This window comes from Burkholderia sp. AU16482, from assembly GCF_002223285.1.
Classification (GTDB): Bacteria; Pseudomonadota; Gammaproteobacteria; order Burkholderiales; family Burkholderiaceae; genus Burkholderia; species Burkholderia semiarida.
In genome coordinates this window covers 241,980-255,158 of sequence record NZ_NKEY01000008.1, presented here as the reverse complement: position 1 = coordinate 255,158, position 13,179 = coordinate 241,980, and the positions used below count along the sequence as shown (strand labels likewise).

Genomic DNA, 13,179 nt, shown 5'->3' with positions numbered 1-13,179 from the left:
AATATGAATCACTTCATAAACCTGACTTACTTTAGTGTGAGACTCTTGATACTTTCGCTATCTGATCCGAGGATCAGCTCGCTTTCATCAAGCGCCCACACTTATCGGCTGTTAATTTTTAAAGAGCATGCCTGCGAGAAACTCCGTGTTTCCCAGCAGCGCTGCGTTTTCAGCAGCAGAGAAGCGAGATTATGAACCGTGTTTCGCAGCTCGTCAACAACTTTCTGAACGACTTCGTTGCGACTGCGGGGCTCAACTTCCTGCGCCGCCGCGGCTCGTTACCACCGAACCCCAACAGCACCGCTTCCCTTCCTCCGGCGCCGCGTTTCCGTTAGCGCGAAAGAGGCGTGATTCTAAGCACCCGCCCCCATCCGTGCAAGCTCTTTGTGAAGAAAGTTTGAAAAGGCCTCCGTGCGCTGTCGCGCACGGAGGCCTTGGGCTCGACGGGCCGGAAAGGACAACGCGCGCCGCCCTCCAAAGATATGACGAACACCTCTCTTTCCTTCCGTATATAGAAAGAGGCGGAACGGGCGAGGAACCTGGCGCGGTCGAGTATCATGCCGCGACCGAACCACGCACTCATATCGATGATGGACAGCACGACTCAACCCGGCGACACCGACCTTCGCGACGAATATGCAGCCCTGCGCGAGCGTGCGATCCAGCTGGAACAACAAGTCCCGCCGCTTCTGCAACGCATCTCGGACATGTTGCCGCGCATCAGCGGCGAATCCGAACTCGCGGACACGTATCGCGAGCAGCTCGTCGGCGCGCGCAATGCGGCGCTGGTCTCGATCGAAAACTATCAGCAGGCGATTCCATTCCTGCAAACGGCCGACTCGATCATCGAGCAGCTGGACAAGGCGCCCGAGCGCGACGAAGACATCGAGTGGCGGGAATCGCTGCTGCAACGGCTGGACGAACTGATCGACGTCGCGGTCGTGATGATCGACGATGCGGACAGCTACTTCGAGCACGCCCAAGCCTGCGACCTGTCCAGCGTGCCGAAATCCATCCTCGAGGATTAAGCAGGCTCAGCCGGAATCACGCGCTGCACGAGCTTCACGTCGTGCCCGCCGACAGCCGTTCTCATCCTCCCGCACGAAACGGCTTCCCCGCGCTCGCCGCCTGGCCCGGAACCGCGCGTCGCCGCTACGGCGCATCCAGCACGATCGTCTCGCTCATCATCGGCACGCGGATATAACCGCCCGCCGCATCGCCATACGCATGCGCGTTGCCGTCGATCACGTATTGCGCCGTCAACGCGCACAAGGCGGCGTCTCGCGCATCGACGGAACGCAGCGTCGACACATCGATCCCCAGCCGCTCCAGCAATTGCCGACGCTGGTTGCGCTTCTGCTTCGCCGACGCCACGGCCTTGCCCAGCATCGCGCAGGTGATCGCATACGGATAGGTTTCGAAACTCGCGCGCCCGCCCGCGTAGCGCGCGTCGGTCAGTAACGGATAGGCGTGCGCGAGTGCACGGTAGACGCGCTCGCCCATGAACATCCAGTCGAAGAAGCCCGACGTGCTCGCGATGGCCTGTTCCCGCGACGGCGTCGGAAAGCACGAGATCCGTTCGCGCGCGAGCGCCTGTTCGGCCGCGCGGCGGCCGCTCCCCGTCCACCACAGGCTGGGCGCGTCGACGCCGACGGCGACGACATCATGGGCGAGGCACAGTGAAGGCAGCGACTCGGGCGCGATGCGCGCTTCCTGGCAGACGATCGTCGAGCCACGCAGGATCACGAGATCGCACAGCTTCCTGTCGCCGCCGACGTCGACACCCGCCACCGCGGCCGGTTGCCGTGCGGCGGATCGGACCGATCGCATGCGCGCGCCTCAGTCCGCCGGCCGTGCGGCGTACGCGGCATCGAAGATCGCCTCGAGACCGGGATGAACGCCGCGCATCGGATCGACGACCGACTTCGCCCAGTCGAAGTACGCCTGCTTGCGTTCGAGCGGCCAGTCCGCGGGCGGATGCCGGGCGATGTCGCGCAGGTTGCAGATCTTGTCGGCCAGCTTCACGAGCTTCGCGCGCCGGCTGATGGTGGCGGCGTGCTCGACCTGCAGACGCTTGCGCTCGTCCTTCGGCAGCGACTTGTCGTCGGTGACTTCCATCACGATGTCCGCCACGTCCTTGCCGAACAGCCGCAGCAACTCCTGCTCGGTCGTCTCCGTATCCTCGACCGTGTCGTGCAACACGGCCGCGACGATCACACGCTCGTCCTCGATGCCGGCCTCGTTGGCCAGCACGTCGGCGAGCGCGATCGGATGATTGATGTACGGCGACGCCTCTTCATCCTTGCGTCGCTGATTGCGATGCTTGTCCGCCGCGAACGCAATCGCGGCTACCAGCTTCTTCATATTCTCACCCCTCGTGTGGCCAGACCCGCGACCGTTGAACCGGCCGCGTGCGTTTCGGAACCGCTCATACTACCTGTACGCACCGCCCGTTCCCGTGCGCGGGCATCCCGACGCGCCCCGCATCACGCGCCGGCCGGCGCGCGCTGCAACTCGACCACGTTGACGCGCGCGCCGAATACGTCCCTCACGAGCGGCAACAGGTGGTCGTGGTGCGTCAGAAACAGCACCTGGGTGCGCGTCGACAGATCGCGCAGCGCCTCGAGCCCCGCCTTCGCACGCGCATCGTCGAAATTGATGAACAGATCGTCGGCGACGAACGGCAGCGCCGTGCGGCTGCCGAGCTGCAACTCCAGCGCCGCGATCCGCAGCGCGAGGAACAGCTGATCGCGCGTCCCTTCGCTCAGCCCCGCGACCTCGACCGACGTTCCCCGCGTGCGCCGTGCATACAGCGCGGGCGGCGTCCGCTCGGTATCGACGGTCAGCTTCGCGAATTCACCCAGCGTGAGCCCGGCGAAAATCTCGCCCGCGCGCCGGAGCATCGGCCCCTGCTTCTGGTCGCGGTAGCGATCCGTCGCCCACTTCAGCAAGCGGCTCGCCGTGGCCGCCTCCAGATACTGTTCGGCCGCGTCGCCCATCGCCGCCAGCGCCTCCTGCCGTTTCGACTCGGCGACGGCCGCGCTCGCCTGGCCGTCGATCGCGCCGAACGCCTGGTCGGCCACGACCTGCTGCTGCGCCAACTCGTTCAGCCGCTTGCCGATATCGGCCAGCGACTGCTTCACCGCTTCGAGATGCGCCGGCACGTCGGCAATGTCCTGTTCCGCCACCTCGGCCTCGACGGCGGACCGGGAAAGCCCGTCGCCGTCGCGCACCAGCGCGTCGTGCGCGGCATCGACCGCCTGCCGAAGCTGGCGCTGGCGATCCGAGCGCTCGGCCAGCGGCAGCGCCGCGTCGATCGACGCGACGCCGGCCAGTTGCAGCAGCGGCTGGATGCGCGCGTCGGCGCCGGCCACCGCGGCAGCCGCGTCCGCGACCTTGCCGTCGGCCTGCCGCACGGCCTCGTCGGCACGATCGATCGCACGGGCGATTTCCCTGGCGGCCGCGAGGCGCATCGTCAGCCGGCGCGCCACGTCCAGCCAGTCGCCGCTCGCCAGCCATTCCGGCGCGAGCGCTTCGGCAAGCCGCCGTGCGCCGGCCTCGAGCGCGTTCAGCTCCGCGCGGATCGTGGCGATCCGGTTGCGCGGCGCATCTGCATCGGCCAGTTCGGCCGTCACCGTGTTCGCAAGCCCGAGTGCACCTTCCGCCGCGGCCAGCGTCGTCGCGCTCGCGGACAGTTTCGCGTCGGCCAGCGCGTCGCGCCATTGCGCTTGCCACGCGTCGTAAGCCGTTTGCGCGTGGTCGACCCGCGAACGCGCGGTCGCGCACCCGCGTTCGGCCTCCCGCGCACGATCGTCGAGGCTGTCCTTCTGCGCGGCCGCTTTCTCGGCCGACTGGACGAACGTCTCGGCGACGGCGACGAGCGCGACCAGCCCGTCCGACTCGCCGCCTCGCGATACCTTCGACAGCGCCGCACGCAGCGCGGCTTCCGCGCCGGCGCGGGCAGCGCACATCGTGTCGAATTCACGGCGCTGACGATCGAGATCGGCCTGCGCGGCGAACACCGTGTCGCGCTTCGCGAGCCAGTCGCCCATCGCCGCCAGCGGCATGCCGGGCACCGCGGCCGCCGTCGCGAGCGCGGCCCACGCGTCACGATGCGCGGCGAGCTCGCGCTCGCGTTCGTCCAGCGCGGCCTGCCTGCGTGCAACGCCGGCACGCGCCGATTCGACCTGCTGGCGCAGCGACTGCAGCGTCGCCGCGGCCTGGGTCGCGCCGAGTTGCGCATCGACGAGCTCGTCGGCCAAGCGCATCGCGTCGTCGAGCGCCGGTGCGCCCGCGGCGAGCTCGACGGCGCCGCTGCGAATCTCGCCCCACGCGCCGTCGCGACGCGCACGCGCCGCCAGCACGTCGGCGGTCGTGACGACCTTGTGGTTCTCCGCGAAATGCTTCTCCTGCAGTTCGAGCCGTTCGAGCTCTTCGAGCGCGCCATCCCGCGCGTCGCGCGCGGCAGCGGCCGCGCTGGCACGTTCGCTGTCTTCCTTGAGCAGCGCGCCGAGCCGCGCCGCCGACGGCACGTCGAGCGCACGCAGCGCATCGACCGGCATGCGCCACTGGCCGAGCGCGTCGAGCGCGCCGGCCAGCGTGCGTTCGGCGGCCGCGATTTCATGCGCCAGCGCCTGCTCGCGCGCGCCGCTGTTGCGAAAGCCCTGCGCATCGGCCAGCGCCGCGCGCAACGCTTCCGGCACGTCGACGGTCGACAGGCGCGCTTGTTGTTCCCGTACCTGCGCCAGCTCGCGTGTGCGTTCGTCGAGCGATTCGCGCGCGCCGGCGAGCGCCTGGTGCAGCGCGCCGTGTTCGCGCAGCAGGTTCGCGACGGTCTTCAGCGACAGCGCCGTCGGCAACGCGGCGCGCAGCGACGCTTCGTCCGCCGGCCAGCCGAGCTGCGCGGCCGCCGACAACGCGGCGGACAGGTGCCGCTCGACGTCCGCGCCGAGCAACAGCAGATCCTGCGCGTGATTCGTGCACGCGGCGCGCAGCCGATCGAGCGCCTCGATATCGGCTTCGAGCGCCAACGCGTCGACGTCCGCGGCGATCGCATCGCGCGCCTGCCGCTTCGCGAGCAGGTCGGCCCGCCGCTCCTCGAGCACCTTCTGCTCGGCCGCGAGATCGCCCTGTGCCTTCAGCAGATCCGCATACGCGGTCGGCGGCAACTCGATCACCGCGCCCAGTTCGGCCAGCGCCGCATCCTTGACCGTCAGCTCCTTCAGGTACGGCGCGAGCCGCCGCACGCGTTCGAGCTTCGAGCGCAGCCCTTCGAGCCGGCGCTGTTCCGCCCGCGCCTGCTCGATCTGCTGCTCGACCGCTTCGCGCGCTTCCTTGCGATCGACCCAGTCGCGCGTGCGCACCTGGACCGCCTTCAGTTCGGCCACGGCTTCGTTGAATGCGGTTTCGGCCAGCGCAAACGCGCTGCCGCTGCGACGCGGCGCCCACAATTCGAGCGCGCGCGCGTCGAGCTCCTCGCGCACCGGCCCGAGGCTGCCGACGCCGGCAGCCGATTCGAACAGGACCTGGCCGAGCTTGTCCGATGCGTCGAGAATGCTGCGCCCGCCATCGACCAGCCGCCCGTGATCGAGCCCGAACATCTGCTCGAAGAATTCGCGCGTCGCGCCATCGAGAATCGACGCCAGATAGTCGTCGGGCAGCTTGTCGTCGGCAGGCGTGCGCAACGGACTGCGCCCGCGCGCACGGTGGAACACGAATTCGCCCGCACCGCTCTCCAGCACGCCGCCGATCCGCAGTTCGGGCGTGCTGTGCAGGAAATCGAGCGGCGTCTGCAGCTTCATCCCGAACAGCAACTCGGACACGGCCGTGCGGATCGTCGACTTGCCGGCCTCGTTCGGCCCGACGATCACATGAAAATCCTCGCCGGCCGACGGGAAACGCAGCGTCTCGTCGGTGAACTTGCCGTACTTGATCAGATCGAGCTGGCGGATGCGCATCGCTTACTCCCCCCTCGCCAGCCGCGCGAGCAACGCGGGCCCGACCTGCTCGACCAGCGCCGTCAGTTCGCCCGCGCGCGCCAGCGTCAGCAACGGCACGTCCTCCTTCACGTCGCTGCGGACCTTGCCGACGAACGGCTTCAGGTCGCGTTCGAGCAGCGCGAGGAAATCCGGATCGTGCGCGGCGTCGGCCAGGATCTGCTTCAGGTCCTCCAGCGCTTCGAGCGGCTCGCTTTCGCCCGGCTGCCGATCGGCGGCGGACGTCGCGAGCCGGACCTTCTCCAGCCACAGCCGCTCGTTGCCGATGATGCCGATCTGGTTCAGCACCTCCGCACGCAACTGCGGCGCGCGGCCGAAAAAGAGGCCGTGCGCGGGCGTGCGCCCGGTGACGGTGACGCGCACCGCGCGCGGCACGTGGCCGTCGACCGTCAACAGCGCCTCCAGCGACTGGCCGATCTTTCTCGACAGATCGGCCACCGACAGGCAATCGGACGCATCAACCGACACGGCTTCCCAGCGCAGCACGTCGAGATACAGGCGCTCGACCTGCGTCCTGCCTGGCTCGACCGTCACGAGCACCGCGCCGCGCCGGCCCGTCTCGCGGATATGGCGCCCCTGCAGGTTGCCGGGAAACACGACGGTGGACGGACCCGTCCATTGCTGGAATTCGTGCACGTGGCCGAGCGCCCAGTAGTCGTAACCCTTCGCGTGCAGTTCGGCCAGCGTGCAGGGCGCGTAGTTCGCATGCGCCGCATACCCTTCGAGCGCCGTGTGCAGCACGCCGATGTTGTAGTACCCGGGCACCGGGTCCGGATAGCCGATCGCGAGATTGTCGACGACGGCCTTGTCCTTGAAGCTCTGCCCGTGCAGCGCGACGTCGAATTCCGGCAGCGTGAAAGTCTCCGGCTTGCGGTGGCCGAACACGGTGACGTTGTCGGGCAGCGTCAGCTTCTTCGTCATCTCGCTTTCGGCATCGTGGTTGCCGCCGAGGACGAACGCGCGGATGCCGGCCTTGCGCAGGCGCCCCATCTGCTGGCCGAAGAAGATGCCCGTGTTGTGATCCTTCCAGTCGCCGTCGTACAAGTCGCCCGCGATCACGAGGAACGCGACTTCCTCTTCGATCGCACGATCCACGAGTTGCCGCAGCGCCTCGCGCGACGCGTTGCGCAACTGCGCGGCCGGCGCGTCGGGATACGCGCTCAGGCCGTGCAACGGGCTGTCAAGGTGAATGTCTGCCGCGTGGATGAACTTCACGAAGGTTCCTCTGTTTCATGGCGAAGGGGCGACGCCGCTCGCACGGGCTCGCCCCGTCCATCGTCGTGCCACCGGCCGCGGGGCCGGGCGCGACACATGCGACACATGCGACACATGCGACACATGCGACACATGCGGCGCGGCGGCCGGACCGGATCATGCCGCCCGTTGCAAGCGGGTCGGGATGGTACCTGAAAGCGGGTCGCGATATGCCGTTCCGCGTCGGTCCGGATGGTGGGCAAGCACGCGATACCGGCACGAACCGACATTGTGCCGCAGCACGGGCGGGCGACGGCAAAACCGCGCGCCGTGGAACGGGCCGCTCACGAAACGGTGGCCGCGCAATCGTGCGGTAGGGGCGATTGCGCTTCGGATCGTGTTTCGAGCGAAGCGAAACGGTAACGGCACGGCATGGAACGGGCGGCAGGAAAACCCACGGAATCGCCCGCGGGCAGCGCGATGCCCCGCGGGCGCCCGGCTACATGCCGTTACTCGCCGCGCGGAACGGGCGGCGGCGCATAGCCGTTGTCGTTGCCGGGAAACGGATTCGCATTGCGGCGCAGTGCGTCCTCGTCGTTTTCCTTCTGCGCGAACAGCGCGACGCCGATCACGCCGACGTTCGCGACATCGCCGTACTTCGCGTTCGCGACATAGCTGTCGGGCACGGCCGCAAAGCGGAACGCGGCGACTTCGTCGCGGCTCTTGCGAAAGCCTTCGATCGTCAGCGTACGGCCCGGATACAGCACGTAGCCGCCGTTCGTATAGCTGCCCGGCCGCCCCGACCGTACATCGAGCCCGTCGACCGTCGACACGACTTCGAACGCGCGGCGCCCCTGGTTGCGCAACACGATCATGTAGCGCGAGCCCTCGACGCCCGCCATGTGCCAGCGGCCGTTGCTGCGCGCGAGACGCAGCGGCGCGCCCTTCTCGTCGGCAAACGACAGTGCGATGTCGCCGTTCGCGAGCGCGACACGGGTCGGCAGCCGGCGCACCTGCGACGCGGAAAGATGGCCGGGCAGCACGTCGTTGTAGTAGACCGACGCGAGATCCGTCGGATTCGCCGGATCCGCGCGTTCGAATTCGACCTGCCGGGTTTCGGATCGCACCGATTCGCCCCACGCGGTACCGAGCCCGCGGCGTTCGCCGGCGTCCGGTGCGGCGGCCGGCGCGGCGGCGCTGGAGGATGGCGCAGACGGCGGCGGGGCCGCGCAGGCGGCCAGCCAGAGCGCGCAGGCGAGCGCGAGCAGACGGAACAGGAGGGTCATGACGTGATGCCTCGGAATGTTATCGGACCGCGCCGGGCGGGCCGGAACGGCGTTTTCGTATCGTCTGTCGTCACGGTGTCGATCGGACATGCCGGCCCGTGCCGGCCGGCGCCGCCATCGCGGCGGCCGGCTGTCGGGGAGCCCTGCTATTTAAGCATGGCGCGCGGGCAATGGGCAGGGGGTGCCCCGATCCGGGGATGGATCGAATGCAATACTTCCCGGCACGCACCATTCGACGAGGATCGCTCGTCGCGGCCCGACGGCGCCGGCTTCAACTTATCGTCTTGCGCCCGGCCGCGCCGGCGAGCCGGCCGTCATGCGGTGACCAGCCTTTCATGCGGGCGCTCGAGAAAACCGTCTTCGTAAAAGTAGTCGAAGAACGTACGCAACCAGTCGTTTGCCGGACGCAGGCTCGATGCGAGCACGTCACCCGCGAGCCGCTTCAGTTGGGTGACGTCGATCGGAAGAATGCGCCCGACCGTCGGATCCGCAACGGGGTTCAGTTTTCTGAGGACCGGGATCAGCATCGAAAGCGGATGCGCCGGGTCCTGCCGGACATGTTCCGCCAGCGCCGCGAGCCACGCGTCGTAGCTCATGCGTTCGATCGCGAACCCTTCGTCCTCGATGAAATCGACCAGTGCGTCGAGCGAGTTCCAGCGCGGGTTGATCACATGCACGCCCTGCCCTGCGGCGGTCGGGTCGAGCGACGCGCGTACGATGATCCGGCTGACGACGTCGACCGGAAGGATGTTGTCGAACCCGACGTCGCGCGGCGCCTTTCCAAACACGATGATGCCCTTGATCAATCGGCAGAACAGGTCGTCCAGGTTCATCCGCCCGCTCACCGCGTGCCCGACGATCCGCGCCGGACGATATACCGTGACGGGAACGCCGCGCGCGTGCGCCTGTACGAGCAATTGCTCGGCGACCCATTTGCTCTGTTCGTAGCCGCTCGTCAGGTGTTCGTGGAACGGCACGGCGAGCGTTTCCGGCAACGCGTCCGAATAACGGTCGAGCGTGCCGACGGTGGACACGTAGTGAATCGGCGCCACTCGATGCAGGCTCGCCAGCCTGACGATGTCCTGGGTCGCCAGAACGTTGACCTGCTTCAGCGTCGCGTACGGATAAACGAAGTTGACCAACGCCCCGTTGTGGTAGATCGCATCGATTTCAGCGGCGAGCGCGTCGAATGCCGCCGCCGACAAACCGAGGTTCGGCTCGCCCAGGTCACCCGGCACGGCGACGATCCGATCGCGGTGTCGCGCTTCCCACAAGCCATGCGACTGCATCGCGGCCTCGATGCGCCGTACGCCCGCCGCTGGCTCGTCGGCGCGAACCAGGCACATCACGCGTGCGTCGGTCGTCGCGAGCAGCGTATGAAGCAGGTGCACGCCCAGGAATCCCGTCGCGCCGGTGAGCAGCACCGTGCGATAAGGGCGCCACGAATACGGCTGCCGTGTCTCGATTGCCGGGTCGAGCCGGGCTTCGCCCGGCAAATCGACGATCGCCGTATCGCGACGCACATTGCCGCTCGCGATACTGGCAGCCAGACCGGCGATCGTCGGCGCGGCGAGCAGCGTTTCCATGTCGATCGCATGCTGAAGCCGCTCGCCGATCTGATACAGCATCACGGTTGCCTGCAGCGAATCCCCGCCGAGATCGAAGTAATTGTCGTGAATGCCGATCCGTTGCTGCTTGAGCAAGCCGCACCAGATTTCGTGAATCGCCGTTTCCACCATGTCGCGAGGCGCCGCATGGCGATCGTGCTTGCGCACCTCGACGTCGCCGGACAGGAGCCGGACGCGGTCGATCCTTCCTGTCGCGGAACGCGGCAAAGCGGCGAGCGCGACGATCGCGCCGGCCGACAGTGCCGGCACGCCGCGCTGTCCGGCCAGCCGGCGCGCGATGTCCGCGGCGTCGGCCGTCGCGTCCTGATGAAAAAGCGCATAGTCCCATTCTCCGCTTTCGGCGATCCGCTCCACGAGCGCGACCTCGTCGACACCCGCGCGCCGTGCAATGTCGGCTTCGACATCCAGCCAGTCCGCGGTCCATTCCTCGGAACATGCGCTCCGGTCGGGCAGCCGCGTATGACAGCCGCGCTCCGTCCGCCACGCGCCAAGCGTCGTGCGCAGCCACGTACCGTCGCGCGTGACGGTCAGGCTGCCACGGTCCGGCTTGCCGTTGCGCAACATCGAATCAGGTACCGAATGCCCCGAGACGACGAGCGTACCGAGCGCGTCCGTACCGGCCCGGTTCAGATGGGTGTCGGCGACGAACACCGATTCATCCGCGGACACCACGCCCGATTCGAAGCGATCGAATTCGTCGGCCGATGAAACCGCATGCGGAAGCGACCACGCGGGCCAGCACAATTGCCGGAAGCGTTGCGCGCGCGGCGCGAGCTCGGCGAGTCGCGCGGCGTCCGCACGCGTCAGCGAGCGTGCGTCGGCCATGATCCAGTCGGTGCGAAGCGCGCCGGCCGACAGGGCGGAGGATGCGCGGACGATGTGACGCGTCGCCTCCGGACTCAGGACGATACCGTGCCAGTGCGCATCCGGAGACGCCGCTCGCGGCAGAAACGCGGGATCGCCGGCGCTTGCGAGCTGATGCACCGACAATCCGGCGCTCAGCGCGCCCAGTACCGCCCACAACGCCGTATGGGACAGCGGCCCCTCGCCCAACGCGACATCGCGCGACGTGCCGGGCGGTAACGTCCGTTCGAACGCGCGCGCGGCTTCGATCAGTTGTGCGTGCGTATAACGGATGACGCGCCAGTCGCCATCGACATCGCGCCGCAGCAACGAACAGGCACCCTGCACCGGTTCCGAATGATCGTCGAGCGTACCGTCGATTTGCCCGTACATCGGGTCCTGCTCGTCGAAGACGTAACACATGACACCGGTCAACGGCGTATGCTGCGCGGTCGTCACGCAGCTTCGCAGCGGTTCCGGCGACCAACCGCCATCGACGACCGCATCGAACGCGGACGACGGCAGGTTCGGGTCGGTCATCACGCAATCGACGCCATACGTCAGCCCGGACAGCAGCAACACCAGCCCGGAGACGGGGTCGTCGCATGCGATCAGTACGCGCTCGCCCGGCCGATAGCCGAAACGCCGCCATTGGCGAACGGCGCGCTGCACGCGATCGGCCATCATTCCATAGGTGACGCCGTGCGCGCCGACCGGCGAATGGCGGGCGTCCAGCCGGGAAAAGGCGATTTGGTCCGGCGCGCGAGCGGCATGCGCGGCAATCCGCGCCGACAACGTCGCGCCGCCGATCGACGCATGTTCGGACGCGTCGGACGCCCTGCCGGCCCCCGTCGACGATCCTGCATCGAGCACGAGATCGCCCACTTTGCGCGGGGTCGCGCCGACCAGCATTTGAAGTAGCCCGCGGTATTGCGCAGCCATGCGCTCAATGAACGCCGCATCGAATCGGGCCGTATCGTAGGTCAACTGGAACGTCAGCGTATCCGTCGGCAATACGACGAGCGCCAATGCGTAACTCGTTTCCTCGACGGCACGCGGGTCGTCGATCCGCCACCCGCAACCCGCGGCGAGCCGATCGAACGCATCGCGGCCCGGGTAATTTTCGAATACGTAGAGCGTGTCGAAGAGCGATTGCTGGCGCGGCACTTCGCTGCATTTCAATACGTCGGTGAGTGCGCTGTGCGCATGCCGTTCCAGCCGTTGCGTATCGGCCTGCAAGCGTCGCAACCAGTCGGCCATATCGAGCTCGCCGTCGAGCGTCGCGCGCCACGGAAGCGTGTTGATGAACAAGCCGGCCATGCGTTCGATGCCGTCCACCTCCGCGGCACGCCCCGATACGACGATGCCGCCGACGACGTCGTTGCAGCCGCCGTAGCGCGCGAGCAGCATCGCCCACGCCCCCTGGCACAGCGTATTGAGCGTCACGCGGGCGACGCGGCATGCCCGGCCGGCCGTCTCCATCCATTCGGCCGGCATCGTCTCGACCCGCGTCGAGCGCGTGCGGCGCGCTTCGGCGCCGGCTGCGGCATCGCTTGCCGGCGCCGGAAATACCGACGGCGCGAATCCCGCCGGCGTGCGATAGCCGCGCAACAGATCGCGCCAATAGTCGAGCGAACCGTCGCCATCCCGTGTGCGCAGCCACGCAACGTAGTCGCGATAGTCGCGCGCGATCGCTGGAAGCGGCGCGTCGGGGCGTGAATAACGCTGAAAGACCTCGCCGAGCAGCAAGGGCATCGACCAGCCGTCGAGAATCGCGTGGTGATAGGTCCAGAGGAATCGATGCCGCTCGTGACCGAGCTGGATCAGCGTGACGCGCATCAGCGGCGCGACGCTGAAATCGAAGCCGCGCGCACGATCGCTCGCCAGCAACTGTTCGAATCGCTCGGCTTGCTCGTCGGCCGCCCGATCGCGCCAGTCGATCACCTCGAACGGCAATCCGACCGTATGCCGGACGACCTGCAACGGTTGCTCTTCATGCAGGCGAATGAACAAGGTCTTGAGTGTGTCGTGGCGATGCACGACCGTCTCCCACGCGCCGCGGAATCGCTCGAGGTCCAGCGAGCCGTGCAGCACGCAGGAAAATTGCTCGACGTAGACGCCGGAGGCCGGATCGAGTCTCGAATGGTGGAGCATGCCTCGCTGAAGAGGCGTGAGCGGGTAAATCGTGTCGACGTTTCGGGTCATCCTGAGTTCCTGTTGCGGTCATGCTCG

The 13,179-nt window shown here is 67.7% G+C and carries 7 protein-coding genes; 1 reads left to right on the top strand and 6 read right to left on the bottom strand.

From position 1 onward, the window contains the following. Nucleotides 1-557 precede the first annotated feature (557 nt). Nucleotides 558-1,028, top strand: a complete 471-nt coding sequence (locus tag CFB35_RS30525; RefSeq protein WP_059583818.1) for a hypothetical protein — start codon at nt 558-560, stop codon at nt 1,026-1,028. 124 nt (nt 1,029-1,152) lie between these two features. Here the strand turns inward: CFB35_RS30525 and CFB35_RS30520 are convergent, their stop codons facing one another. From CFB35_RS30520 to CFB35_RS30495, 6 genes are all read right to left on the bottom strand, one after another. Continuing rightward, on the bottom strand, nt 1,153-1,830 hold the full coding sequence (locus CFB35_RS30520) for a DUF429 domain-containing protein (protein ID WP_059642253.1): 678 nt from the start codon (nt 1,828-1,830) through the stop codon (nt 1,153-1,155). A 9-nt stretch (nt 1,831-1,839) separates the two neighbouring features. Further along, nucleotides 1,840-2,364: an HD domain-containing protein gene (locus CFB35_RS30515; RefSeq protein ID WP_059583821.1), complete on the bottom strand. Its 525-nt coding sequence runs from the start codon at nt 2,362-2,364 to the stop codon at nt 1,840-1,842. A 122-nt stretch (nt 2,365-2,486) separates the two neighbouring features. Beyond that, nucleotides 2,487-5,957: a YhaN family protein gene (locus CFB35_RS30510; RefSeq protein WP_089466021.1), complete on the bottom strand. Its 3,471-nt coding sequence runs from the start codon at nt 5,955-5,957 to the stop codon at nt 2,487-2,489. Nucleotides 5,958-5,960: 3 nt separating this feature from the next. Continuing rightward, a complete protein-coding gene (locus tag CFB35_RS30505) occupies nt 5,961-7,211 on the bottom strand; it encodes a DNA repair exonuclease (RefSeq protein WP_089466020.1) in 1,251 nt (416 codons plus the stop codon). A gap of 488 nt (nt 7,212-7,699) precedes the next feature. Then, nucleotides 7,700-8,476, bottom strand: coding sequence for a hypothetical protein (locus tag CFB35_RS30500; protein ID WP_089466019.1), 777 nt, complete (start codon nt 8,474-8,476; stop codon nt 7,700-7,702). 314 nt (nt 8,477-8,790) lie between these two features. After that, entirely contained in the window at nt 8,791-13,152 is a 4,362-nt protein-coding gene (locus CFB35_RS30495; RefSeq protein WP_089466018.1) for a thioester reductase domain-containing protein, read from the bottom strand. Nucleotides 13,153-13,179 lie beyond the last annotated feature (27 nt).